The organism is Pseudidiomarina fusca (assembly GCF_032227045.1).
Taxonomy (GTDB): Bacteria; Pseudomonadota; Gammaproteobacteria; order Enterobacterales; family Alteromonadaceae; genus Pseudidiomarina; species Pseudidiomarina fusca.
Map to the genome: position 1 here is coordinate 130,055 of NZ_JANFPJ010000001.1, position 25,478 is coordinate 155,532.

Consider the following 25,478-nt stretch of genomic DNA (forward strand, 5'->3'; position numbering starts at 1 on the left):
CAGGAAAGCCGGTCATGAACCTAGCGATTATTGATCTCGTCGCATTGTTGTTTTTTGTGTCGGTATGGGTAGGCTACACCCAGTTTGCCCGTATTCGCGCACGCAGTACCTATAGTCTTTCGCATATTCTGCGTCAACTCCGAGTTGACTGGATGCGCACCTTAACCCGTAAAGAACACCAAATCGCTGATGCGGCGCTGTTAGGTAATGTGGAGCGTACGGTGACTTTCTTTGCGTCCTCGACCGTACTGGTGTTGGCCGGTGTGCTGACTTTATTAGCATCCGCGGACAAGGTGGTTGAGGTGATGCAATCCATTCCCTTTACGGCGCCAACTGCGCCTGACAAAGTTCAGTTTAAGCTGGCAACGCTGTCGTTAATTTTTGTCTGGGCATTTTTTAAGTTCACTTGGTCGATTAGACAATTTGGCTTTGTCTCAGTACTGCTTGGTGCCGCGCCACAATATCGCAGCACTGAGTTTACTGACGAGCAACGTGAAACCTTTGCCCGCCAGGCCGCTAAGGTTTTAGATCAAGCCGGACATGAATACAATAATGGGCTGCGTGCTTATTATTTTTCGTTAGCCTTTCTGTGTTGGTTTTTGCATCCCTACTTATTCATTGGGGCCACCACCGTGGTGATTTTTGTCTTGTACCGTCGCGAATATCGTTCACGCGTATTGCGGGCGTTATTAGCAACCAAAGGTTTAGAGCCAGGCCCCATTACGACAGATGGAGAATCATCGTGAGTTTTGACGTATTACGTTGGAGTGTGAGCGCCGCCTTAGCGGAGCGCCCAGATGCCCCGTTAGCGGCACTATTTCAGGGGCCTGCGCAGACAGATCCCATTCAGACCACACAAACCCTAAGCAATGGCACTGAAGTAGCCTTTTGGGATTATGGCGTGATTGCCGTGACCCCTCCAGCATCGGTAGCAGCAACTAAAGATGTGGTGATTTCTTGTGCGGTACATGGTGATGAAACTGCACCCATAGAAATGGTGCGGGATATGCTGCAGGATATCTTGTCTGAGCGTTTAGTGCCTAGCCAACGTGTCCTTTTTTTAATCGCCAACCCAGCGGCTATTTTGAATAATTCACGCTTTGTGGACGTTAATATGAACCGCTTATTCAGTGGTGCTCATAACCAAGGTGATACAGCCGAGCATCAACGTGCCAGCGATATTGAGCGTTACGTGAGTCAGTTTTTTAAACTAAAGCAACGTTATCACTACGATTTGCATACGGCTATCCGTGATTCAAAACATGAACAATTTGCGGTGTATCCCTTTACCCATGGTGGGCCCTATAGCAAACAGCAACTGACCTTCTTGGCAGAGTGTGGCGTGGATACCATTTTGCTTAATCGGGCACCAACCACTACTTTTAGTTACTACAGTGTGCAGGCCCACAAGGCCCATGCGTTTACCGTAGAGTTAGGTAAGGTGCGTCCGTTTGGGCAGAACGATATGAGTAGATTTGCACAAGCTGATAGCGGCTTGCGTAAACTAATAAGTACAGCGGCGTTAGAACTCCGTGAATTTAGCCCGAGCCGACATCATGTTTATGACGTATGTAGAACCATTAATCGGCAAGCAGAACAGTTTGCTTTAAATTTTCCAGATAACGTAGCTAACTTTACTGAGTTTGCGCAGGGTCACCTGTTGGCTACCGATGGCGAGATAGAATACCGAGTGGAGCAGCCTGGCGAACGGATTATTTTTCCAAATGCGAACGTGGCGATTGGGCAACGGGCCTTACTTACCGTCGTTCCTATCGCTTTAGAGCAATTGAAACTGGTCTGATTTTGCAGTTTTCTGACGTCTCTTGTTTGCATGTCAGTTAACGTAAAGGTAAAGTGAGCGCAATTTTTCTTACAACGAGAAAGTTATGGCTAAAGATAACCAACATCAGTTAGATATTGTCACCCAACCGAATTTTATTGACGGTTCGGCGTTAACAATTCCAATGCTACAGATCTTGAAAGAAGATGGTAGCGTGCAAGCTGGGGCCGACGTGCCAGACATGAGCCAGGAACTAGCACTGAAGATTTTTGACACCATGCAGTTTATCCGCATTCTGGATGAGCGCATGATTGCAGCGCAACGCCAAGGACGTATCAGCTTCTATTTGTCGTCGCTAGGCGAAGAAGCTGCCAGTATTGGCTCGGCTGCGGCGCTGAGCGATAGCGACATGATCATGGGGCAATACCGTGAGCAGGGCGCGCTAGCGTTTCGTGGCTTTACTGTAGAGCAGTTTATGAATCAGCTGTTCTCGAACGAGCGAGACCTAGGCAAAGGGCGTCAGATGCCAGTGCATTATGGTACTGCAGCATTAAACTTTATGACCATTGCGTCCCCATTAGCCACTCAAATTCCACAGGCAACGGGTTATGCCTATGGCCAGAAAATGGATAAGAGCGGTAACTGCACCATTTGTTACTTTGGTGAAGGTGCTGCCTCAGAAGGTGATTTTCACGCTGCATTAAACATGGCTGCCGTGTATAAAGTACCGGTTATCTTCTTCTGTCGTAACAATGGTTATGCGATTTCTACTCCGTCACAGGGCGAACAATATGCTGGCGATGGTATTGCACCGCGTGGTGTGGCCTATGGCATGAAGACCATCCGTGTGGATGGCAACGATTTGTTTGCGGTCTACCAAGCGACTAAGTTAGCGCGTGAGCTAGCAGTTGAACACAACGAACCTGTGTTAATTGAGGGGATGAGCTATCGTATGGCCGGCCACTCAACGTCAGATGACCCAACCGGCTATCGTACTCGCGAAGAAGAGAACGCTTGGCGGGCGAAAGACCCGGTCGTGCGTTTCCAAAAATGGTTAGAGCAGCAGGGTTGGATCACCACCGAGCAGGCGCAGTCGAACTACGACGAGAAAAAAGCCGCGGTGTTGGCTGCATTGAAGGCTGCTGAAACTGTGCCAGTGCCGCATATCGATGAAATCATCGAAGATGTCTACGACACTCCTCCGAAACATTTGCAAGAGCAGCTAGAAGCGTTAAAAGCGCACATTCGCAAATACCCAGAGGCCTACCCAAAAACCGCATCGCGTATGGATGGAGGAGATAAGTAATGGCAAAAATGAACTTATTACAGGCCATTAATAATGCGCTTGATATTGCGATGGCTAGCAGCGATAAGGTTTACAGTTTTGGTGAAGATACCGGGGCCTTTGGTGGGGTATTCCGAGCTACTTCTGGCTTGACCGAGAAGTATGGCCGTCATCGCAACTTTAATACGCCGCTGGTGGAGCAAGGTATTATTGGTTTTGCCAACGGTCTTGCCTCGCAAGGCAGCTATGCCGTTGCTGAAATTCAGTTTGGTGATTATATTTTTCCAGCCTTTGATCAAATTGTGAACGAAGCAGCTAAGTTCCGCTATCGTTCAGGTAACGAGTTTAACGTGGGCGGTTTAACCATTCGTACGCCATACGGCGGCGGTATTGCCGGTGGTCATTACCATTCACAGTCTCCAGAAGCTTACTTTGCGCATACGCCGGGCCTGAAAATTGTCATGCCGCGTAATCCATACATGGCCAAAGGCTTATTACTGAGCGCTATTTTTGATCCTAATCCCGTCTTGTTCATGGAACCCAAACGGGTTTATCGTGCCTCTGTTGGCGAGGTGCCAGAAGAAGATTACCGGCTAGAATTAGGTAAAGCGGACGTTGTCAAAGAGGGTAAAGACATCACCCTGTTAGCTTGGGGTGCGCAAGTTGAAATGGCCGAGAAAGCTGCGGAAATGGCAGCTCAAGACGGTATTGATTGCGAAGTTATCGATTTGGTTAGCTTATTACCATGGGATGTTGACACAGTGGCAGCATCAGTGCGCAAAACCGGCCGGTTAGTGATCACCCAAGAGGCGCCTTTGACGGGTGGTTTTGCGAGTGAGGTAGCGGCCACGATTCAAGATCAGTGCTTCTTGTATTTGGAATCACCTATTGCGCGTGTATGTGGATTGGATACTCCTTATCCACTAAGCCATGAAAAAGAATACTTTGTCGATCACCTAAAAGTTTACGAAGCGATCAAAGCTTCGATGACCTATTAAGAGGCCCATGCTATGAGTAAAGATTTTATCTTACCAGACATCGGCGAAGGGATTGTCGAGTGCGAAATCGTTGAATGGTTGGTACAAGAAGGCGACAGCATCAAAGAAGATCAGCCGGTGGTTGATGTGATGACCGATAAAGCCTTGGTACAAATTCCCGCCAAAGAAGATGGCGTGGTGGCTAAGTTGTATTACGCCAAAGGTGATATTGCTAAGGTTCATGAACCATTGTTTGCCATTGCAGGCCATGCTGATAGCGAGTCAGCTAGTGCCGCTGAACCAGCGGTAGCAACAGAAGCACCAGAAGCAGCAGCATCTGCGACAGATAGCAGCAGCGTGACGGACTTTATTTTACCGGATATTGGTGAAGGTATTGTTGAGTGCGAAATCGTTGAATGGCAAGTGCAAGAGGGCGATGTCATTGAAGAAGATCAACCTGTGGTTGATGTGATGACAGATAAAGCTTTGGTACAAATCCCAGCGAAAGAATCAGGAGTGGTTGAGAAGCTTTATTATCAACAAGGTGATATTGCTAAGGTACATCAGCCCTTGTTTGCTATTCGAGTAGCGGGCGGTGCAGCCGCACCATTAAGCGCAAAGGCAGTAACTGCAGCGACCGCTGAGCTTGGTACTTCAGAGCAAAGCACTTCAGAACGCAGCACGACTGACAATAACGCGCCGGCACAACGTCCAGGCAAGGCTATCGCCAGCCCTGCTGTGCGACGTCGGGCCCGTGAGTTAGATATTGATATTAGCCAAGTGAAGGGCTCTGGCGCTAAAGGCCGAGTACTTAAGCAAGATGTAGAGGCCTTTGCCCAAGGTACTGAAAATGCTGCTGCCAGTGCTACAGTAAATGCAACCGCACAGCCAACAGCAACCTCGAGTCAGGCTGTAGGTGGTAAGCGAGTAGAAGCTATTCGAGGCGTTAAAGCCGCAATGGCTAAACAAATGATGCGTTCAGTGAGTACTATTCCGCACTTTACTTATGCGGATGAGTTTGACCTAACTGCTGTCATGGCGCTGCAAAAACAGTTAAAAGAGCGCTACGCTGATCAGGGTGTTCGCATCACCATGATGCCGTTCTTCATTAAAGCTTTATCGCTGGCGTTAAAAGAGTTTCCGGTGATGAATGCCCAGGTCAACGATGACTGTACCGAAATCACTTATTTTGACGACCATAATATTGGTATGGCAGTAGATACTAAAATCGGTTTGCTAGTGCCTAATATTAAACAAGTGCAGAATAAGAGCATCATTGATATTGCTAACGAAGTAACTCGATTAACCCAAGCCGCTCGTGAGGGCCGCGTCGCCCAAGAAGATATGAAAGGTGGAACTATCTCTATCTCTAATATCGGGGTGATTGGGGGCACAGTTGCAACGCCTATTATCAACAAGCCAGAAGCAGCAATTGTGGCCTTAGGTAAGGTGCAAGAATTGCCACGCTTTGATGCGCAAGGGCAAGTGGTTGCACGTAAAATCATGACGGCAAGTTGGTCAGGTGATCACCGTATTATCGATGGTGGAACTATTGCACGCTTTAATAAGCGTTGGCAGGAGTTTTTGGAAGATCCAACCAGCATGTTAGTGCATATGATCTAGCTGGTAGCGCCAGCTTACTCTGAAGACCTTTCCTAAAGGATAAGAGCCGGCCTAAAAGCCGGCTTTTTTTTGGATGAAAATTAAACTAGTGTTAGCCAGGAAAGCTTGTGATAACTTATATTGGTTGTCAGCAATTAAAGATTTTGTCATCGTTGCCGATAACTCGCTATTAGATAATTAACCTTGTAACGGAATTCAAAAAAGGCGGACTATGGAATTTCCTCAGTCGATAAAGCAACAAACCTGCCGGGATTGTTTAAGTGGTCAAGCGCTTGGTTTTGACATCAAAATGGCTTTTCAGCCGATTGTAGACTGGCACAAGCAGGGTATTGTAGCTTATGAAGCTTTAGTGCGAGGTCCTGAAGGGCAAGGTGCTGGCTGGGTGTTTGAACGCGTTAACGATGATAACCGCTATTACTTTGACCAAGCCTGTCGGGTTAAAGCTATTGAAACAGCTGCACGCTTAGGGTGCCAAGCCTATCTTAATATTAATTTCTTACCTAATGCCGTTTATAGTCCCGAGACCTGTATTAAAGCGACGATAGAAGCCGCCGACTTGTATGGTTTTGATTTAACTAAGCTGGTGTTTGAAGTCACCGAAAGCGAACAGATCATCGATAAAAATCATTTGCAGCGAATTTTTAATAGCTATTCTAAACGAGGCTTTAAAACGGCCATAGATGATTACGGTTCAGGCTATGCACGGATGGACTGGCTAGTGGATTTGCGGCCTGATATTCTAAAACTGGATATGCAGCTTATACGCGATATTGAGCAGCATCCGGACAAACAAAAGATGGTCAAACAAGTGGTGCAACAATGCCTGCTACAAGGGACACAAGTGTTGGCGGAAGGTATTGAAACACGAGCGGAACTCGATTGTATTTTAGCTTTAGGGATTCATTTGGTGCAGGGGTATTATTTTGCGAAACCAGAGCTGGAACATTTAGCTAGCGTGCCTTTTTCTAGTCTTTAACTTGTCGAGTTATTCTTCATGAATCCAGTTCAGTTTTCTGGTTGGCGCCTAGGTATAAAGCTACTTAGCTTTGGCGTACTTGGCTTAGTTGCTATGGCCGGCGCGCATGCCGTCTCGCTCAGTTCTACATCAACCTCACCATCGACACCATCAGCAGCGTTATTAGAACAGCCCCTAACAGCTAGCGCCATTGCCGAAAAGGCACTGGGGCAGTATGCGGTGCGTACGTGGAACACCCGTAATGGGCTCCCCCATAACTCAGTCAATAAAATAGCCCAAGCTAAAGATGGCAGTATCTGGCTTGCCACGTGGGAAGGCCCGGTACGCTATAACGGCCAGACTTTTCAAATCTATGCTGACACCGCAGAAACTAAGATGCCCGAAGCAGGCGCTCTTGATGTATCTATGTCACCTAACCAGCAGCTGATTCAAGTAGCGGGAACTCGCGGTGCGGTCGTGCGATTTGATGGGCAACGTTGGGATTACGTCAAAGTTGGTGATGGTTATATTTTTGAAACCTTGATCGATCAGCAACAACACTTTTGGGCAGCCTCGACCGCAGGTGTTTATCAGGTAGATAGTAGTGGCCAAGGGCAACATAAATTGTATACCCAAACCGAAGGGCTACCAGCTGACTTTACCTTTCGTATTCACCAAGCCTCTCGTAGTTATCGCGAAAACGCCGGCGTATGGGCCGGAACGCGCTTAGGCCTCGCCTATTATCATGCTGCTACTGACAGCTTTGTCCAAGAGCCAAGTGTACCGGCTACTCAGGTGCGAGCCATGCTAACTTTGGCCAATGGGACGTTAGTGGTGGCAACCGATGAGGGCGTCTTTTTTCAACGTGCCTTAGGTGAGTCGTTTCAACCTTGGCCCGTGCCGATTAAAGATCGCGTCACCAGTTTAGTTGAAGGACCCAATGGTTGCCTTTGGGTAGGTACCTTTACGCAGGGTTTAGGCAGGTTTTGTCTTAATTCTGAGCAGTGGTTATCGGTAGAAGATGGCTTACCGAACTCACACATCAACGATCTTTTTAAAGATCGAGATAATAATCTATGGATTGCTAGCCATGGTGGCTTGGTGCAGTTGCGCAATACTTTGTTCAGCAGCTATACCCAAACTGATGGTATCAAGGGTAATAATGTTCGCGCTATTGCCGAAGATGCGCAGGGGGCGATTTGGATTGGTACCAATGACGGTATCAGTCGGCAGCAGGGCGACCGCTTTGTCGCTGTTGCGGGGCAATCAGATACCAACAAAGTTTCAGTGTTAAGCCTGGCGCGTGGTTCGGAACAGTTGATGTATGTTGGTTCTTATACCAGCGGTTTGTTGCAATTAAGCCAGCAAGGATTGAGTGCCAGCTTAACGGCAGCAAATGGGCTTGATAGCAACGAAGTTAGAATCGTTAAGGTGTTACCTAGTGGACATCTGTTGTTGGGCACCCCAGAAGGACTCAAGTTAGTTGCCGCAGAGTTCGGCAAGTTAACTGTCTTGGATAGTTTAAATTCGGCGAACGGTTTGCCAGGTGATTTTATCTCATCTATTACCATCGACCCTAACGGTGGAATTTGGCTGGGTTCAACGCTCACACTCATGTATTTACGCCCACAGGTGGCCGATCCACTGGCCCAGCTAACGACTACGCCATCGTTTAATTTGTGGCAGCCCGAGGCAGTAGACCTACCAGCCTTCACGGGTGCGCGTAACGTCTTTGCTGGCGTGGTCCACCAACAACGTTTATGGTTCGCGACAGATCATGGTTTAATCACGCGCCCCTTAGCGAGTGACGACTGGCGCTGGTTGTCGCGTCGTGATGGGCTGCCCTTTGATAAGGCTTTTTCGATTAACTTTGATAGTAACCATCATCTTTGGTTAGGGAGTTCTCAGGGGATCGCACGCTTAAGCCGCCAGACCCTTGATGGTTGGTTGAATAGACGTATCACCAACATAAGTTACCAGCGCTTTTCAGAAGCTGATGGCATGGTTACGCGGCAACTGACTACCGGTGGGCCTGCCTCTTTAGTGAGTGACAGCAATCAGTTGTGGTTTGCCTCTGCACTTGGTGTGATTGCTGTAAATCCAGCCCAGGCGCAAGCGAATGATGCTGAGGATAATAAGCCTGAGCCTGTATTGCTAGAAGCTATTAACGCAGATAAGCAACTGCTGCTAGCGCCGCAATACGATGCAGCGCAGTCTGTGGACGACCTACAATTAACCCCAACCACGAAGCGTATTACCTTTTCTTACGTCAGCATGACCTATGCTATGCCGGAGCAGTTAGAATATCAAACGCGCTTGGTTGGTTTTGATGATGACTGGATAAATCGTGGCAGCGCTACCGCAGTGGAATACACCTCGTTACCTCCGGGTAATTATCGCTTTGAGGTTCGTGCACGCTATCTAGGTGGGCAATGGAATGAACCCACGGGTATCAAGTTTAGCCAACAAGGGCGATTCTTTGATCAACGTAATGTGTGGTACGCATTGGTGGTACTGGCATTACTACTTGGTGGGTTATTAGGCTGGCGCTTGACCAGCAAGCGCTGAAGCTTGCTGGTTCATCAAGCTACTTATCGATTGGCAACCATACGACGCACTAGCCCGGGAGCAAAGCGTTGTAACCATGGCGCCAGTTTGGATACGCCTGAGCCCACCACCACCTCAGCTTGTTGCTTAGCGATGGCCGCTAACGAGCGTTTGGCACATTCTGCTGCTGAAATGCCCCCAGCATTATCAGGGTCAGCATGACCCAACGCTGAGCCGTCACCAGTAAGGGAATTGTGCGCCACTTGGGTGTTGATAAAACCAGGTAAAATAGAAGTGACCACCAAACCATGGCTGGTCATTTCAGCCCTTAACGAGTCCATAAAGCCAATCACCCCAAACTTAGCACCATTATAACCACTGCGGAGTTTGGTTCCGACTTTGCCGGCAACGCTAGATACCGTAACTATGTGTCCAGCGCGCCGTTCCACCATCCGCGGTAACACCAATTTGGTTAGCGCAATCACGGCAAAATAGTCAATTTCCATTAATTGCCGATAGACTTTTAAGTCGGTGTCTAGAATCAACGAACGTTGCGAAACACCGGCATTATTGATGAGGATATCGATAACTTGATCACCCAAGGCCGCCTGTGCTTGTGCCGCCGCATGCTCCGGCTGATTCAAATCAAGAGCCAAGATTTGGTGGCGCTCTGGATGAGCAAGTTGTTGCCGTACTTGCTCTAATACCTCAGCGCGACGCGAGGTAAGAATTAAATGAGCCCCGGCGCTGGCTAGCTGTTCAGCCATGGCTAAGCCGATGCCTGAGGAGGCACCGGTTAGCCACACGGTTTTACCTTGATAGTAACTCATACCTGTTAGCCTGCAGGGTAAATGTAGTTAGCTTGAATACCTAGTGGAAAACCAATCATCCAGTAAATGATTAAGAAGGCGGACCACAGGATCAACAAAGTAAAGGTAAAGGGTAGCATCATAGCTACTAACGAACCGATACCAGTACCCTTCACATAGCGCTGACAATACAACACCACTAACGGGAAGTAAGGCAATAACGGGGTAATAATATTACTAACCGAGTCACCTACACGATAGGCAGCCTGAGTTAAATCAGGTGAGTAACCTAATTGCATCAGCATAGGTACAAAAATCGGCGACAGCAGCGCCCACTTCGCAGATGATGAGCCCAAGAATAGATTGATAAATGCTACCAGCATGATCAAGCCAACCATGGTGACCCCGCCAGATAACTGCAGTGAACTTAAGAACTGAGCACCTTTGATGGAGAGTAGAGTTCCTAGGTTAGAATCGCCAAAGGCTTTAATGAATAACGCACAGAAGAATGCCATGACCATGTAGTAGGCCATGTCTTCCATCGATTTACTCATGGCTTTAATGACATCTTGTGAGTTTTTAAAGTTACCAGAGATATAGCCGTGCACTATGCCTGGTACGATAAAGAGCAAGAAAATCAACGGGACTATCATTTGCATCAGCGGTGCCGCAAAAGATTTTAACTCGCCAGTTGGATCTGCTAATGGAGTATTTTCTGCCGTGGCGGCAAAGAACAGGGCAACTAAACCCAAAACCATGGTCAAGGTAGCAGCATAAAAAGCTTTACGGTCACGAGGCGTAACATCGTCTAGCACTGGCATATCTTCTTGATCACCATCAATTGTGGCGGTCTTCTTTAACCGTGGTTCAATCACTTTATCGGTTAAAAACCAACCCACAGCAACCACCACCAGCGATGATGCAGCGGTAAAGAAGTAGTTATTGAGCGGATTTAACTGAATAGAAGGGTCGTAAATTTGCGCAGCCGCTAAGGTATATCCCTGCAAGAGCGGATCGATAGCGGAAGGTACAAAGTTTGCGCTAAAGCCACCGGAGACCCCGGCAAAAGCTGCTGCAATACCAGCAAGAGGATGGCGTCCTGCAGCGTAGAAAATCACCCCGCCTAACGGAATAACCAACACATAACCGGCATCTACGGCGGTATGGCTGACAATTGCAATAAGAATGAGGACCGGCGTGAGCAGCATTTTTGGCGTGACATTAAGCATCAGTTTAATGGCTACGTTAATAAAACCACTGCGCTCAGCTACACCCACCCCAAGCATCGCAACCAAAACGACGCCTAAGGGCGCAAAACCCATAAAGGTATTGACCATGTTGGCGAGGAAGTCAGCCATTTTGTCGCCCGCCAGCAAGTTTGTGATTTCCACATTATTGCCCGTAAGCGGGTGGATAGCATTAAAGTTAATGCCAGCGAGCAGGTAACTGAGTACCCACACAATCACCAATAAGCCAAAAAACATGACGGCAGGATCAGGTAGTTTATTACCTACCCGTTCAACTTTGTCGAGAATGCGATTAAGCAAGGTAGACGATTCTTGCGAACCAGACATGAGAAAACCCCTTGTTGTATTGTTATTATGATTAAGACGAAAGTATCATACCCCATGTTCCTTCAACAACAAGATGAAAGTTATGATTTGTGGTACTGATGAGGCAGGGCGCGGCCCTATTGCCGGGCCTGTGGTGGCAGCAGCGGTTATTTTAGACCCTGCCAAGCCGATTGTGGGCATTAATGATTCGAAAAAGCTCTCGGAGAAAAAACGTGCAGCTTTGAGTCTCGAGATCAAAGAAAAAGCTTTGTATTGGGCGATAGCGCAATGTAGTGCTAGTGAAATTGATGACCTTAACATTTTGCAGGCTTCGCTGTTGGCGATGCAACGAGCCGTGGCAGGGCTGCCAGTTGCGCCAAGTATGGTGTTAGTGGATGGCAACCATGTACCGCAGTTACAGGTGCCAGCCCAGGCAGTGATTGGTGGGGATGGCTTACATGAATGTATTGGCGCTGCTTCGATTTTGGCCAAAGTAGAGCGCGACCGACAAATGTTGGAGTGGCACCAGCAGTTTCCTCACTATGATTTTGCCAAACATAAGGGCTACCCAACCCCTGCACATCTGGCAATCTTGCGTGAACAGGGGGCCTGCGTCATCCACCGTCGCAGCTTTGCGCCAGTAAAGCGCGTTTTGGGTAGTGTTAGTTAGACAAAATCTTACATTAAAAGAAATGCTTATAAAAAATCTATCGGCTTTTATTTACACAATACTAACACTTGACTATGTTTAATTTAGCTTTAGTAGACCTAGCGGTAGTAGCAGCACCAGACGGGCAAGTTTGTACGATTGATCCTGAACAAGTGACTTTTGCCGGAGAGGACATCACCGATTTAGCCTTAACCTGTGAAGACGAGGTGGTGGCTCCAACCTTTGCCATGCAATGTACAGTTGCTGGTAATAGTCGTGAACTAACGCTCAACTACAGCATTAATGGAGAAGCCTACAGTCAAGCGCTTACTACCGGAGATGTGCAGTTAGAGCAGCCGGTCAGCCCAGGTGATCAGGTGCAATTAAGTGTGGATGAATTAGTTGGCCATACCTGTAGCGTTACGCCAGCTGAATTTACTGTAGGTGAAACAGCGCCTTCCATAGAGGTAACTTGTTCGACCTTTGGCTCTGTCTCCGTGTTGGTCACTGACTATCAAACAGCCATGCCAATTGCTGATGCCTCGGTAGAAGCTTATGTATTCAGCGGCGAGGCTGATGCTGGAATTGAGGACGATAGCTCTTATTCATTACTCGACAATGTGCAAACGAACAGCGAAGGGCGAGTAACTATAAGTGGTGTCGGCTACCAAGAGCGCCTCGTGTTACGCGCTATTGCTGATGGTTTTGCTAGCCGTTCAGATGTAGCGCGCACCAGTACTGAAAACCCTATTACCAGTACCTCGGTAGCGATGATAGCTGTGGATGCTCAAGTTAATTTTGACGCCGCCGCAGCTACCATGGTAACGGTTACTGATTCACCGATGGCGGTTGATTTGCCAGCTAATGCGTTTGTTAATGCTGCCGGTGAAGTGGTGACCGGCGAGGTGACGGCGAAGTTGACTAATATCGATGCATCATCGGATCCAGACATTATGCCCGGCGAGTATGAAGCCTATGATCCAGAGCAAGATGTGGTGCAACTGATTGAGTCGTTTGGTGCTATTGACGCTAGTTTTTCTGATAGCAGTGGCGGGGCCATTAACCTTGCTGAAGGTACCCAAGCAACTATCCGCATCCCACTAGCGCAACGGGCGACATCACCGCCGGCAACGATTCCGCTTATTCACTTCAATGAAGTGACTGGTATCTGGGAAGTTGAAGGCGAAGCAACCTTGCAAACGGATAGCAGCAGCGGCGCTCAGTATTATGAAGGTGTGGTTGGACATTTCTCCACCTGGAATGCAGATGTGCTGTTTGATTCGATTCGAGTGAATGGTTGTGTTTTTGAAGAAGATGGTGTGACACCGCGTCGCAACGTTCGGATCCGTGCGGAAGGGGTGAATTATATCGGTCGCTCTTCGGCTTATACCAATGGCGAAGGAGATTATTCGATTCGGGTACGGCCCAATAGTCAGATCCTTATCTCAGTGGATGACGCCAGTGGCATCAGTACCACCTTTCCGTTAGTTACTGGTAGTGAAGATATGACCTTGCCAGAGTGCGTGGTCGCAGTGCCAGGAGCCATGCGTGTTACTTTAACTTGGGGCGAAAATCCACGCGATTTAGACACCCATTTTATGGGACCTACCGTGCCGAATGGCGAGGCCAGCACTGAACGTTTCCGAATCTACTACAGCAATAGCAATCAAACCGTCAATGGTGTCACCATAGATTTAGATGTTGATGATACTTCGAGTTACGGGCCTGAAGTTACTACGGTACCAGCTTTCCCGTATCCTGGTATTTATCGCTATGCCGTGCATCATTACAGCGGCAGTGGCACTGTGTTCCAATCGCCTACGCGGGTAGAACTACAGGTGAACGGTGAGAACTACGTTTTCGCACCCAGCCAAGATGAAGATACCGATGGTACTAATGATACCTGGATCGCGTTTGATCTAGAGGTTGCTGAGGATGGCAGCGTTAGCGTGATTCGAGTGGATCAGTATGTACCTCGTGCTAACTCAGATATTGGCAATGATGGTGCTAATAGCATGATGTTGTTTCCTGAAAAGTCAGTAGACTAAGCGCTATTCTTTAGCACACAGAAAAGCCCGCATGCAGCCATAGTGGTGTATGCGGGCTTTGTTAATTGTGAGAACGGCTCTATAAACAGATGCGTTGAATTAACTCGCGCAATTGATTTTGTGCCGGAGCAATTTCATCAATGCGAATGTATTCATCAGGCTGATGGGCTTGGGCAATGCTGCCGGGGCCCATAATAATGGTCTGACAGCCTAACTCTTGCACAAATGGTGCCTCAGTGCAGTAATTAGCTGGCTCCGCTTGGTTGCCAGTAAGTTGTTGTGCGAGTTGCACAATCGTTGAATCAGGCTCACAGCGATAGCCAGGAATCGGCTCATGCATGTGTTCTAAACAAATAGCGCCAGGATACTTAGCTTTTACTTCGGCTAAACGTTGATCGATGATGCCGTATAAATCGCTGATATTCATGCCTGGTAGCGGGCGCATGTCGAGGTGTAATTCGCAACAAGCACAAATACGGTTAGCCGCATCACCGCCATGAATAGCGCCAAAATTTAGGGTCGGATAGGGCACCACAAAAGTACTATCATGATAGCGTTCGCGAAATTCATGCTGTACGACACGTAATTCCGTGATCACATCGTGCATCACTTCAATGGCATTGATGCCCGCGGCAGGATTGGAACTATGTCCGGATTTACCGGTAACCCTGATGGCCTCGGTTAGATGGCCTTTGTGGGCGGTGACCGGCACCATATTGGTCGGTTCACCAATCACCGCATAAGCGGGTTTTAAGTGGCCAAATGCATCGAGCTCACGAGCCCCAGCCATGGTGGTCTCTTCATCTGCCGTGGCGATAATATAGAGGGGCTGACGTAGCTTGGTTAAATCGATACCTCGTAGTGCTTCTAATACAAAAGCGAAAAAACCTTTCATATCAGCACTACCAAGCCCATATAAACGGCCGTCGGCTTCACGAAGTTTAAAAGGATCTTGAGTCCACCGACCTTCGTCCCAGGGCACTGTATCAGTATGACCAGCGAGCAGTAAGCCGCCGCTGTCGCAGCCGTCGGGTACGTAATGAGCCAACAAGTTAAATTTACCGGCCTGATGGTCGAGTTCATGCACATCGATTTGAAAACCAAGAGCTTCAAACCAACGGGCTAATTTTTCGATAACGGGCTTATTGCTGGTGTCCCAGCTGGTATCAAGACAGGAAACAGAAGGGATCGCAATAAGATCGCGATACATTTCTAAAAAACTAGGAAGCTGTGCCATAAATTGCTCCGTACGTCAGCATCATTCATGCACAGAGCATACCTCATATTCTTAAAAAGGGTAGGGGCTAGGCTTAGAAGTGGTAGCTTGCTCGCAAGCGTAAGCCATCACCAAATTCATCATCCTGATAGCCGACACCAACCGACAGATTATTTTGGAGATAATAGTTCACCCCAACTTGATACTGATTGTCGGTACCAGCATCGCTGTAATCTACCCAACCCGCGCCAGCATACACTTCAAATTGGTCAATACGTTGACGCAGAATGCCTTCAACGCCCCAAAAACTGCTATCAACAGGGCCCCAGTCTACGTTACCAGCACGTACTCCAAGATCAGCTGTTAAGCCTTGGCTTAACCAAAAATAACGGGCTAATTTGATGCCGAAGGCATCGTTGCTTCCGGCAGTATCGCTATCAAAATTACGGTAGTAACCACTCACGTAATAAGGACTGCTAAATTCATAACTACCTTGGGCAATGATGCTATCACCACCATCATGATTGGTGATACCAATGCTGCCATAGTTGTATGCCGAATAACGAGGACTCGTTTGGGCATCATTACTGCTCTGAGCAAAGCTAGCTGAGCTGGCCATAACAGCCCCCGTTGCGACCACAGAAAGCATGATTTTATTTAGCAATTTCATCGTGATTCTCCTCACTTTTTTACTGCATTTTTGCTACACTACGAGCCTAACATTAGCAAGCGTAAGGCAACTTACCTAGTGGGTTTACTGAACCTTTACCCAGCCAGCCCCTTGGTTTTAAGTACTTTATTCGTTTAAATCTTGATGACACACCGCTTTGGATAAACAACCGATGAATTCAATACCGCACATTGATATGAGCCTGTATGGGCAAGATTTTGATGCATTTGCACAGCATGTTGGCGCTGGCTACGAGCAACATGGTTTTGTGGCTTTAACTAAACATGGTATCGAGCAACAGTTGATTGATGATGCACTCGATATTTGCCGTGATTTATTCGCGTTACCTGAAGCGGTGAAAAAACAGTACCATATTCCTGGCGGTGGCGGCGCACGTGGTTACACGCCATTTGGAACTGAGATTGCAAAAGATGCTAAACATGTAGATTTAAAAGAGTTCTGGCATGTTGGCCGGGAAATCGAAGGGGTTGCACCGTACAAGCAATTAACGCCGAACGTATGGCCACAAGAGCTTCCTGCTTTTAAAACCAAGATTTTAAAGCTTTATGAAGCACTCGATGCGTTGGGTTTACAGGTACTTGAAGCTTTAGCCGTGTATCTAAAACAGCCTCGAGATTTCTTTCACGATAAAGTAAATTTCGGTAACTCCATTTTACGTCCGTTGCACTACCCACCCATCATCGATGAGGGCACACCGTCAGTGCGTGCAGGTGCCCATGAAGACATTAACGTGTTAACGCTACTGGTTGGCTCACGTGAACCTGGGTTAGAAGTCTTAGCCAAAGACGGTAGTTGGATTCCGGTGACCATCATCGAAGGCGCTATTATCTGTAACGTGGGTGATATGTTACAGCGTTTAACCAACGGGGTGTTGCCATCAACTACCCATCGCGTGGTGAATCCACCGGCACCATTCAGTGCAAAATCGCGTTACTCCATTCCATTCTTCTTGCACTTTAATCCGGATGTGATGATCACTCCGTTAGCAAGTTGTATTAGCGATGAAAACCCACAGCGATTTGAACCTATCAGCGCCGATGATTATTTGCTTGAGCGGCTGCGTGAAATTGGTTTAATTAAGTAAGCTAAATCTTAACGCTTGGGCATGAGTTGTGGTGTGAGTTTAATCTTAAATGGGAGTGGTAAGTTGATGTTGAAACGTATTGGAATAGGCTTAGTTGGGTTGCTCTTAGCAAGTTGTGCGCAGGTACAACAACCGCAGCCGTTTCAGTTGGCCGTAGCCCATATTAACGACCACCACTCGCACCTGGTGCCAAGACAGCGAACGGCTATCAGTTACAAAGGCGAAGATCACCGCTTGCAAAGTGGTGGTTTTGCCGCTGTGGCAGCTGCTATTGAAGACATTCGGAATAAACATCAGCATGTGTTAACCCTGCATGCGGGAGATGCTATTACCGGCACTTTGTTTTATACCCTGTTTAATGGTGAAGCAGATGCGGCACTCATGAACCATGTGTGCTTTGATGCTTTTGCCTTGGGTAACCACGAGTTTGATAGTGGTGACAAAGGCTTGAAAACCTTCTTGGATTTTTTAGCGATGAGCGACTGTAGCACGGTGGTGCTAGGTGCTAATGTTGAGCCAGAAGTAGGAGTCTCACCGCTTACGCCAAAAACGCGCTGGGACAGCTTTCAGCCCTATACGATTTTCAATGTTGGCGGCGAGAAAGTAGGCCTGATCGGGCTCGATATTGCTGTTAAAACGAAAAACTCATCGCAACCCGATGCAACCACTACGTTTGCTGATGAATACACTACAGCCGCTTACTATGTTGCTGAATTGCAGCGGCTGGGGGTTGAAAAGATTGGCTTGCTAACTCACATTCAATATCGCAACGATTTGACTTTAGCTGAGAAGTTACCTGCTATTGATTTTATTGTCGGTGGTGATTCACACACCTTGCTTGGCGATTACGCACGGTTTGGTTTACCTAGTGTTGGCCCCTACCCGATGCAAACAGTGAATCTTGATGGTGATCCTGTGTGTGTCGTTCATGCGTGGGAATATAGCCAAGTGGTGGGTGAGTTAGTGATAGACTTTAACGGTGATCAAGTAGCGAGCTGTGGCGGTCAATCACACCTTTTATTGAGCCCAGAGGCGCCCCATGCATTAGCCCAATTACCGCAATTTTGGGCAAAAGCGGGAGATAGCGACGTAACTGAGCTGCTAAGCGGCTATCAGGTTCAGTTAGAAGAATTAACCATGCAGGTTATCGCTGACGTACCTGAACGTTTGTGTCTTAAGCGGATGGGACCAGTACCAGCGCAATGCGGGCCAGGAACTTATTCAGATGCTCACCGCGTTGTCGCTGAAGCTTTTTTAGCAAGTGCGCCGCAAGCTGATTTCGCTCTACAAAATGGCGGTGGCGTGCGTAACGAAATTAAATCAGGCCGTTTTACCGTTGCCGATGCCTATGGTCTTTTACCCTTCTCCAACACCTTGGTAGAAGTGCAGATTAGCGGGGCAGAACTGCATCAGGTACTCGAGCAAGCATTAGCTTATGCCGTCTCCGCTGGCGGCTCTGATGGTGCTTATCCGCATGGTGCGGGGGTAAGATTTGCGGTTGATATGAAGCAACCCGAAGGGCAGCGTGTTAGTCAGCTCGCTGTGCAAAATCGCCGCAGCAAGGCTTGGCAGCCAGTACAGCCAGAGCAAACTTATATCATGATCACCAACAGCTTTTTAGCCGGTGGTAATGATGGTTGGAGTTTGCTGGCTGATTTGCAAGCGCAAGGCCGCGTTAACGATACTTACGTTAATTATGCGCAGTCGTTTGTAGACTGGGCGCGAGCACAACAAACCATTAAACGACCTAGCGAGCATAGTACTCTTAGCTATCAGCCGGTGCAGTAACATGCCGGTAACCGTATCTAATACAGCACGCTTTGATATTGTGGTGGTGGTGCTGGCGCTACTCACTGCTTTTGGTCCACTCTCTATTGATATGTATTTACCAGCTTTCGGTGCTATCGCCGAAAGCTACAATACACCTACGAATCGTGTTGAGTTATCGCTAACGTCATTTTTTCTCGGCCTCTTTATTGGCCAGTTACTGTACGGAACAGCATCGGATCGGTTTGGTCGAAAGCCGCCTCTTTATTTTGGCTTGGCGTTGTATATTGTTACCTCCCTTGCTTGTGCTTATGCGCCCAATCTTGAAAGCCTCATCGTGTTGCGATTTTTACAGGCGATAGGCTCTTGTGCAGGCATGGTTATTGCGCGAGCTATGGTGCGAGATTTGTATACGCCACAAGCTTCAGCCCAGGTGTTTTCGTTTTTGATTTTGGTGATGGGGATAGCACCGATCTTAGCGCCCTTGATGGGCGCTTATGTTACTGCTGCGTTTGGTTGGCAAGCTATTTTTATTATTGTGGCCGCGCTAGCGGTAGCGTGTTTGGCGATAGTTCATATTCGCTTGCCAGAAACACGTTTACCCAACCAAGCCGTACGAATTAGATCAAGTTTGCCCATTTATTGGGGCGTTCTGCGCGACCGCAGCTTTTTGCGTTATTCGTTAAGTGGTGGCATAGCCCAATCAGGCATGTTTGCCTACATCACCGCATCCCCCTTGGTGTTTATTGAACACTTTGGTTTGTCGCCCACCCATTACAGTTGGCTCTTTGGCTTAAATGCTGTAGGCATTATTGGGCTATCGCAATTGAATGCGTGGTTATTACGACGTCATGATTCTCGCAAAATTCTGAATAAATCACTGCCAGTATTGGGTTTGATTGCCTTAGTACTGTTTATCGCTGGGCATTATAACTGGGGCTTTTGGGGCGTTATTATCCCACTCTTTATGTACATCAGTACGCTCGGCATGGTGTTTCCAAATGCCATGGCAGGAGCGTTAGCAGAGCAGCAAGAGCGAGCCGGTTCGGCTTCTGCAGTAACCGGAAGTCTGCAATTCTTGATTGCTGGCATTATTTCTGCGTTGGTGAATGTGCTCGGACACTACGACCCGTTAGCTATGCTTTATATGATGGGAGCCTGCGGTCTTACTGCGGTGGTCATGTATCGAGTCTTACGCCGTCCAGCCTAAGGCTCTAGATAGGGATTGAAGCTATAGTTATCCAACAAAAAAGCCGCTCGAAAGTTCGCGCGGCTTTTTTATGGGTGGGTTGGTATTTTCCCGACAACTTAAGGTGTGTAATAAGTAGGTGTTCCCCACCAGCCCACCGGTAGCTCTAAGCCAAATACCCAGATAAAGAAGAAACTTGCCCAACCTAATAAGAAAACAATCGTGTAAGGCAGCATCATCGCAATCATGGTCCCAATCCCGGTATCCTTTTTGTAGCGTACCGCGACCGCTAAAATAAGTCCGAAATAGCTCATCATAGGGGTGATGATGTTGGTGACCGAGTCACCAATTCGATAAGCTGCTTGAATGACCTCTGGAGCGTAGCCAATCAACATCAGCATAGGGACAAAAATCGGTGCTGTAATGGCCCATTGCGCCGATGCCGAGCCTAGCATCAGGTTGACGAACGCACACATCAGAATAAACAGAATAAACACCGCTGGGCCGGTTAATCCCACATCCTGCAAGAAGGTGGCGCCTTTAATGGCAAGAATGCTACCAAAGTTAGTCCAGCCGAAGAAGGCTACAAACTGCGCCGCAAAAAACACCAGCACAATGTACATGCCCATGGTACTCATGCTATCAGACATCGCATCAATTACATCGCGGTCTGTGCGCATGACGTTGGTGATACGGCCGTAAACAAAGCCTGGAATAGCAAAAGTGATAAAAATAAAGGTCACTATGCCCTTTAAGAAAGGTGAGCCAGCTACTTCGCCCGTTTCAGGGTGACGTAAAATGCCCCACTCAGGCACTATGGTTAAGGCCAACAAGCCACCCAGTGCTAAAAAGCTTAAGCCGGCGCCTATCAAACCACGTTTTTCTAGCTTAGAGAGTGGCTCAATCGTTTGTTCTTTTAAGTTGATAGTCGCTTCTTTTGGATCGTATTTGCCTAGTTTAGGTTCGACGATTTTCTCAGTAACCAGCGTACCCATAATGGCAATTAAGAAGGTAGAAGCGAACATAAACATCCAGTTAGCTTCAGGGCCTACATAATAGTCAGGATCAATCAGGTTGGCAGCTTTGGTGGTGATACCAGCTAAGAGCGGGTCGACAGTACCAATCAGCAAGTTAGCGCTATAACCGGCAGATACGCCCGAGAAAGCTGCAGCCATACCAGCTAATGGATGGCGCCCGAGGGAATGGAAAATCATCGCGGCAAGCGGTACCAAGACCACGTAACCTAGCTCGGCTGCGGTATTAGAAATAACCCCAGAAAAGACCACAGCGACGGTAACGACGCGCGGATGAGCGTTCATGACGAGCCCTCGCATTGCTGCTGATAACAAGCCTGAACGTTCAGCAATACCTACCCCAAGTAATGCCACTAATACCGTACCTAATGGGGTAAAACCGGTAAAGTTGGTCACCAAACCAGTAACAATGCGTTGAATACCTTCGGCATTGAGTAAGCTCACCACCTCAATCTCGGCACCACCTGGACGGGGATCAAGAGCACTTAAGCCAAAATAACTGGCAATGCCGCTCAACAGCACAATACCAATGGCAAATAATGCAAAAAGGGTAATGGGGTGGGGCAGTAGGTTGCCCAAATATTCTACTGTATCGAGAAAACGCGTAAAGGCGCCTCTTTTAGTTGCTGTCGAGGATGCTTGCGGCATGCAATAAAAGCTCCTGTTGTTTGTACTTATAGTAGGTTTCGAATCGTTTCAAGCGCTGAATTGTACACATAAAAAAGGCCAATCGCGAGGATTGGCCTTTGATTGGTGCTATTTAAAGCACTCTGACCCTAATCAAGATTAGGCAGCGTCAGCGGCTTTATTCGCTTGAGCTAGGGCATAGTCACGTGCTGCTTTGCCGGCTAGTAGGTCTTCGTGAGCAAAATCGTCCACGTTGATCACTCGTAAGCGACCTGCTTCAGCACGTTGTAGCAAGGCTACTTCATCGTCGTTTAATACGCCAAGCTGCTTACCTTGTTCAGCCACTTTATCCAAGAACATGAATGGCAGGCGGCGGTTATCCGCAGCTTTACGTACTCGATCAAACAACTCTTCAGCAGCGATGATGTCACGCAAGGTTTGCTCTAAATAGCCAAACTGACCCTCTGGTGATAAGAATTGACCTGCGCCAAGACGTTCACGGCTTTCGTTTGGCTTCAGCAAGATTTTCGCCACTTTGCTATCCAGCTTATCCGATGGACGTTTCACCATGCGACCAAATGGATACATGACAGCTTTCATGACCGCACCAACACCACCAAAATTATCTAATAGCGCTAATTGGCTTTCTTGAAGCTTGTACAAGGTATCTTGCAGTGCCCAATGTAACAAAGGTAAATCAGCTTGCTGACGGCCTTCGTCTTCAAAACGCTTGAGTGTGGCAGACGCAATAAACAAGTAGCTCAACATATCGCCTAAGCGTGCAGAAATGCGTTGCTTACGCTTCAATGAACCACCTAAGACACCCATAGCTACGTCAGAAAGCAGCGCTAAGTTGGCACTGAAACGGTTCATTTGCTTGTAGTATTGAGCAGTACTGTCACCGTATGGTGCGTTACTGAAGCGCCAGAAACCTAAACCAAGTACCAAAGAACGAACAAAGTTACTCATGCCAAAGCCAATGTGACCCCAGATAGCTTTATCAAAGCGTTCTAGGCCAGCTTTGCCGGTCTCAGCTGAAGCTAGCATTTCTTCTAGTACATATGGATGGCAGCGAATTGCACCTTGACCATAAATCATCAGGTTACGGGTAAGGATGTTCGCACCTTCTACCGTAATAGCTACCGGTACGCCTTGGTAACCGCGGCCTAAGTAGTTATTCGGGCCCAAACAGATGCCTTTACCACCATGGATATCCATGGCATCGTCCATACAGGCACGCAGTTTTTCTGTCATGTGATATTTAGCGATGGCTGAGATCACCGACGGCTTCTCGCCTAAATCAATACCTTTGGTAGAAAAACTGGTGACTGCATCCATCAAGTAGGCGTTACCAGCTAAACGAGCTAGGGCTTCTTGTACACCTTCCATTTTACCAACAGGTAAGCGGAATTGACGGCGAATGTAAGAATAAGCACCGGTTGCTAACGCGATAGATTTAATCCCACCAGCACTATTAGAAGGTAGAGTAATAGCACGGCCGACCGAGAGACACTCAACCAACATGCGCCAGCCTTTACCGGCCATTTTTGGACCACCGATAATGTAATCTAAGGGTACGAACACGTCTTCACCACGAATCGGACCATTCATGAATGGTACGTTGAGTGGGAAGTGACGGCGACCGATATCAACGCCAGCGGTATCACGCGGAATCAGAGCGGCAGTGATACCTAGCTCTTCTTTATCACCTAATAAATGCTCAGGGTCATACAGTTTGAACGCTAAGCCTAACACGGTAGCTACAGGGGCTAACGTAATGTAACGCTTATTAAAGTTAAGCTTAATACCAACGATTTCTTCACCGTTCCACTGGCCTTTACAGATAACTCCAGTGTCTGGAATAGATCCAGCATCTGAACCAGCCTCTGGGCTTGTTAGCGCAAAACATGGAATTTCTTGGCCATTCGCCAAGCGCGGTAAGTAATGGTCTTTTTGCTCCTTGGTGCCGTAATGTTGCAACAACTCACCTGGGCCTAACGAGTTAGGAACACCTACGGTTGAAGCCAAGATAGTACTTACCCCAGCCAGCTTTTGTAACACTCGAGATTGCGCATAAGCTGAAAACTCTAAACCACCGTATTCTTTCTTGATGATCATCGCGAAGAATTTGTGATCTTTAAGATATTGCCACACATCTTCAGGCATGTCGGCTAGCTCATGAGTGGCTTCCCAGTCATTCAGCATTTTGCAAACTTCTTCACAAGGACCGTCAAGAAAAGCTTGTTCTTCTGCTGACAGTTCGGCTTTTTGAATGCTGTGCAGGTTCTTCCACTTTGGAGCACCACGGAATAATTCACCTTCCCACCAAGTAGTACCAGCATCGATAGCATCTTTCTCGGTTTCGGAGATTTCCGGCATGACTTTGCGGTACGCACCTAATAAGGCTTTTGACAAGACGCCACGACGAAACGCCGTAAAGTTAAGCGGAATTAAGATAATAGCTAGTAGCGTCCATAGCACTGGGCCGACAATGTCGAACCAACTACCAATGGCAAACATACCCACCAAGCCTAAGCTGGTGGCTAGCAATGAACTACGAAAATATAAAAAACCACCTAGTACCACTAGGGTGGCTATAACCCATAAGGCGACACTCATGTTTCGACTCCGTTATAATGTTAGAGGTCTGACCAGTAATGATACGACGAGGGTAGTCAATTTGATCACTATTTTCAAGTGAAATTAATGCCTGGCAGCGAACAAGCAGTTAAACTATTTAGTCAAGTATGGGTCTGATTGAGTGTTAACAGCAGCCACTAGTTAAGCTACAGTGGGTAAACTGCTAGCAAGCAACGATGGGGAACACAACGATGGCGATTTTGCGCAAGCTGGGCTTACCGATTCACAGCAGCACTTTGAGCTACCTCTCTGCAGTTACTGGTATCGCTCTGTTGTTGTCGCTCTCGATGAGCGAGGCAGTGGCGGCAGAGCCAGACCTGTTGCAGCCTTACGAGGCTAGGTACGAGGTACATCGTGGCGGTAGTCAATATGGTGAAGCAGTGCGCGAACTCAGTTACGATGCTACTAACAACACCTACAGTCTCTACACGGAAACTGAAATCAGTTTATTGTTTTTATCTGATCGGCGCCGGTTTTGGAGCAAATTTGTGCTGCACGAAGGCAAAGTGCAATCGCAATCCATGGAATACAAACGCACAGGTACCGGGCGCGATAAAGGCTTTGCTGGAACCTTTGATTGGTCGCAACAACAGATTATCGATCAGGCTACACAGCAGCCTCTCAGTCTGCCTTGGTTGGCGCAACGGATTGACGAAGCCTCACATATTGAACAATTACGGTTAGATGTGGCCGGGGCTGATAATGGGGCTGAATTAACTTACCACGTATTGGATGAAAAAGGCCAAGCAGATGAGCTTATCTATGCAGTGCAGGCGCGTGAAACCTTGCGTTTACCCTACGGTGATATCGAGGCCATAAAAGTGGTGCGCGTGCGCGAGAATTCGCGGCGCGAAACTGACTATTGGTTAGCGCCTGAGTTGGATTATATGCTAGTGAAGATGACACAGCGCAAAGATGGTGACGAAGTTGCCTCGCTATTACTGAGGCAACTACTGAGGCATTAAGAGAGACAGTAAGAAAGACAGTAAGAAAGACAGTAAGAG

The 25,478-nt window shown here is 47.8% G+C and carries 19 protein-coding genes; 13 read left to right on the top strand and 6 right to left on the bottom strand.

Annotated elements, in window-relative coordinates; genetic code table 11:
• The first annotated feature begins 14 nt into the window (after positions 1 to 14).
• From NOG12_RS00635 to NOG12_RS00665, 7 genes are all read left to right on the top strand, one after another.
• Positions 15 to 746, top strand: coding sequence for a DUF599 domain-containing protein (locus tag NOG12_RS00635; protein ID WP_110075421.1), 732 nt, complete (start codon positions 15 to 17; stop codon positions 744 to 746).
• Positions 743 to 1,801 (top strand): succinylglutamate desuccinylase, encoded by a 1,059-nt coding sequence (gene astE, locus NOG12_RS00640; RefSeq protein ID WP_313932129.1) that lies wholly within the window; start codon positions 743 to 745, stop codon positions 1,799 to 1,801. Before NOG12_RS00635 ends, astE begins: the two co-directional genes overlap by 4 nt.
• Before the next feature lie 85 nt (positions 1,802 to 1,886).
• Entirely contained in the window at positions 1,887 to 3,086 is a 1,200-nt protein-coding gene (locus NOG12_RS00645) for a thiamine pyrophosphate-dependent dehydrogenase E1 component subunit alpha (protein WP_313932130.1), read from the top strand.
• The gene (locus NOG12_RS00650) at positions 3,086 to 4,063 is read left to right on the top strand and encodes an alpha-ketoacid dehydrogenase subunit beta (RefSeq protein WP_110075419.1); all 978 of its coding nucleotides are present in this window, start codon (positions 3,086 to 3,088) and stop codon (positions 4,061 to 4,063) included. The genes NOG12_RS00645 and NOG12_RS00650 overlap by 1 nt, the downstream gene beginning before the upstream one ends.
• Before the next feature lie 12 nt (positions 4,064 to 4,075).
• Positions 4,076 to 5,665, top strand: a complete 1,590-nt coding sequence (locus tag NOG12_RS00655) for a dihydrolipoyllysine-residue acetyltransferase (RefSeq protein WP_313932131.1) — start codon at positions 4,076 to 4,078, stop codon at positions 5,663 to 5,665.
• 211 nt (positions 5,666 to 5,876) lie between these two features.
• Positions 5,877 to 6,641: an EAL domain-containing protein gene (locus NOG12_RS00660; RefSeq protein WP_313932132.1), complete on the top strand. Its 765-nt coding sequence runs from the start codon at positions 5,877 to 5,879 to the stop codon at positions 6,639 to 6,641.
• Positions 6,642 to 6,659: 18 nt separating this feature from the next.
• Positions 6,660 to 9,188 (top strand): ligand-binding sensor domain-containing protein, encoded by a 2,529-nt coding sequence (locus NOG12_RS00665; protein WP_313932133.1) that lies wholly within the window; start codon positions 6,660 to 6,662, stop codon positions 9,186 to 9,188.
• 23 nt (positions 9,189 to 9,211) lie between these two features.
• Here NOG12_RS00665 and NOG12_RS00670 read toward each other — a convergent pair whose 3' ends face one another.
• On the bottom strand, positions 9,212 to 9,997 hold the full coding sequence (locus tag NOG12_RS00670) for an SDR family oxidoreductase (RefSeq protein ID WP_313932134.1): 786 nt from the start codon (positions 9,995 to 9,997) through the stop codon (positions 9,212 to 9,214).
• A 5-nt stretch (positions 9,998 to 10,002) separates the two neighbouring features.
• Positions 10,003 to 11,550 carry an AbgT family transporter gene (locus NOG12_RS00675; protein WP_110075414.1) on the bottom strand — a complete coding sequence of 516 codons (1,548 nt, stop codon included), beginning with the start codon at positions 11,548 to 11,550 and terminating at the stop codon, positions 10,003 to 10,005.
• 73 nt (positions 11,551 to 11,623) lie between these two features.
• Between NOG12_RS00675 and rnhB the strand changes: the two genes are divergently transcribed.
• Both rnhB and NOG12_RS00685 read left to right on the top strand, forming a co-directional pair.
• Positions 11,624 to 12,199, top strand: coding sequence for a ribonuclease HII (rnhB, locus tag NOG12_RS00680; protein ID WP_257119957.1), 576 nt, complete (start codon positions 11,624 to 11,626; stop codon positions 12,197 to 12,199).
• Between the two features lie 74 nt (positions 12,200 to 12,273).
• Entirely contained in the window at positions 12,274 to 14,226 is a 1,953-nt protein-coding gene (locus NOG12_RS00685) for a YfaP family protein (RefSeq protein ID WP_313932135.1), read from the top strand.
• A gap of 79 nt (positions 14,227 to 14,305) precedes the next feature.
• Here NOG12_RS00685 and argE read toward each other — a convergent pair whose 3' ends face one another.
• Entirely contained in the window at positions 14,306 to 15,463 is a 1,158-nt protein-coding gene (gene argE / locus NOG12_RS00690; protein WP_110075411.1) for an acetylornithine deacetylase, read from the bottom strand.
• A gap of 73 nt (positions 15,464 to 15,536) precedes the next feature.
• The gene (locus NOG12_RS00695; RefSeq protein ID WP_153826980.1) at positions 15,537 to 16,112 is read right to left on the bottom strand and encodes a hypothetical protein; all 576 of its coding nucleotides are present in this window, start codon (positions 16,110 to 16,112) and stop codon (positions 15,537 to 15,539) included.
• A 172-nt stretch (positions 16,113 to 16,284) separates the two neighbouring features.
• Between NOG12_RS00695 and NOG12_RS00700 the strand changes: the two genes are divergently transcribed.
• From NOG12_RS00700 to NOG12_RS00710, 3 genes are all read left to right on the top strand, one after another.
• Complete coding sequence (locus NOG12_RS00700) at positions 16,285 to 17,217, top strand: isopenicillin N synthase family dioxygenase (protein ID WP_110075409.1); 933 nt, start codon at positions 16,285 to 16,287, stop codon at positions 17,215 to 17,217.
• Between the two features lie 66 nt (positions 17,218 to 17,283).
• A complete protein-coding gene (locus tag NOG12_RS00705; protein WP_313932136.1) occupies positions 17,284 to 19,005 on the top strand; it encodes a 5'-nucleotidase C-terminal domain-containing protein in 1,722 nt (573 codons plus the stop codon).
• A 1-nt stretch (position 19,006) separates the two neighbouring features.
• Complete coding sequence (locus tag NOG12_RS00710) at positions 19,007 to 20,194, top strand: multidrug effflux MFS transporter (RefSeq protein ID WP_110075407.1); 1,188 nt, start codon at positions 19,007 to 19,009, stop codon at positions 20,192 to 20,194.
• Between the two features lie 98 nt (positions 20,195 to 20,292).
• Here the strand turns inward: NOG12_RS00710 and NOG12_RS00715 are convergent, their stop codons facing one another.
• Together NOG12_RS00715 and fadE are read right to left on the bottom strand one after the other, a co-directional pair.
• Positions 20,293 to 21,855 carry an AbgT family transporter gene (locus NOG12_RS00715; protein ID WP_313932137.1) on the bottom strand — a complete coding sequence of 521 codons (1,563 nt, stop codon included), beginning with the start codon at positions 21,853 to 21,855 and terminating at the stop codon, positions 20,293 to 20,295.
• 138 nt (positions 21,856 to 21,993) lie between these two features.
• The gene (gene fadE, locus NOG12_RS00720; RefSeq protein ID WP_313932138.1) at positions 21,994 to 24,453 is read right to left on the bottom strand and encodes an acyl-CoA dehydrogenase FadE; all 2,460 of its coding nucleotides are present in this window, start codon (positions 24,451 to 24,453) and stop codon (positions 21,994 to 21,996) included.
• 197 nt (positions 24,454 to 24,650) lie between these two features.
• Here fadE and NOG12_RS00725 point away from each other — a divergent pair, with 197 nt between their 5' ends.
• A complete protein-coding gene (locus NOG12_RS00725; RefSeq protein ID WP_313932139.1) occupies positions 24,651 to 25,439 on the top strand; it encodes a DUF3108 domain-containing protein in 789 nt (262 codons plus the stop codon).
• The last annotated feature ends 39 nt before the right edge of the window (positions 25,440 to 25,478 follow it).

Coding starts and splice junctions, on each gene's coding strand:
- NOG12_RS00635 (WP_110075421.1), top strand. CDS start 15: ATGAACCTAGCGATTATTGATCTCGTCGCATTGTTGTTTTTTGTGTCG.
- NOG12_RS00645 (WP_313932130.1), top strand. CDS start 1,887: ATGGCTAAAGATAACCAACATCAGTTAGATATTGTCACCCAACCGAAT.
- NOG12_RS00650 (WP_110075419.1), top strand. CDS start 3,086: ATGGCAAAAATGAACTTATTACAGGCCATTAATAATGCGCTTGATATT.
- NOG12_RS00655 (WP_313932131.1), top strand. CDS start 4,076: ATGAGTAAAGATTTTATCTTACCAGACATCGGCGAAGGGATTGTCGAG.
- NOG12_RS00660 (WP_313932132.1), top strand. CDS start 5,877: ATGGAATTTCCTCAGTCGATAAAGCAACAAACCTGCCGGGATTGTTTA.
- NOG12_RS00665 (WP_313932133.1), top strand. CDS start 6,660: ATGAATCCAGTTCAGTTTTCTGGTTGGCGCCTAGGTATAAAGCTACTT.
- NOG12_RS00670 (WP_313932134.1), bottom strand. CDS start 9,997: ATGAGTTACTATCAAGGTAAAACCGTGTGGCTAACCGGTGCCTCCTCA.
- NOG12_RS00675 (WP_110075414.1), bottom strand. CDS start 11,550: ATGTCTGGTTCGCAAGAATCGTCTACCTTGCTTAATCGCATTCTCGAC.
- rnhB (WP_257119957.1), top strand. CDS start 11,624: ATGAAAGTTATGATTTGTGGTACTGATGAGGCAGGGCGCGGCCCTATT.
- NOG12_RS00685 (WP_313932135.1), top strand. CDS start 12,274: ATGTTTAATTTAGCTTTAGTAGACCTAGCGGTAGTAGCAGCACCAGAC.
- argE (WP_110075411.1), bottom strand. CDS start 15,463: ATGGCACAGCTTCCTAGTTTTTTAGAAATGTATCGCGATCTTATTGCG.
- NOG12_RS00695 (WP_153826980.1), bottom strand. CDS start 16,112: ATGAAATTGCTAAATAAAATCATGCTTTCTGTGGTCGCAACGGGGGCT.
- NOG12_RS00700 (WP_110075409.1), top strand. CDS start 16,285: ATGAATTCAATACCGCACATTGATATGAGCCTGTATGGGCAAGATTTT.
- NOG12_RS00705 (WP_313932136.1), top strand. CDS start 17,284: ATGTTGAAACGTATTGGAATAGGCTTAGTTGGGTTGCTCTTAGCAAGT.
- NOG12_RS00710 (WP_110075407.1), top strand. CDS start 19,007: ATGCCGGTAACCGTATCTAATACAGCACGCTTTGATATTGTGGTGGTG.
- NOG12_RS00715 (WP_313932137.1), bottom strand. CDS start 21,855: ATGCCGCAAGCATCCTCGACAGCAACTAAAAGAGGCGCCTTTACGCGT.
- fadE (WP_313932138.1), bottom strand. CDS start 24,453: ATGAGTGTCGCCTTATGGGTTATAGCCACCCTAGTGGTACTAGGTGGT.
- NOG12_RS00725 (WP_313932139.1), top strand. CDS start 24,651: ATGGGGAACACAACGATGGCGATTTTGCGCAAGCTGGGCTTACCGATT.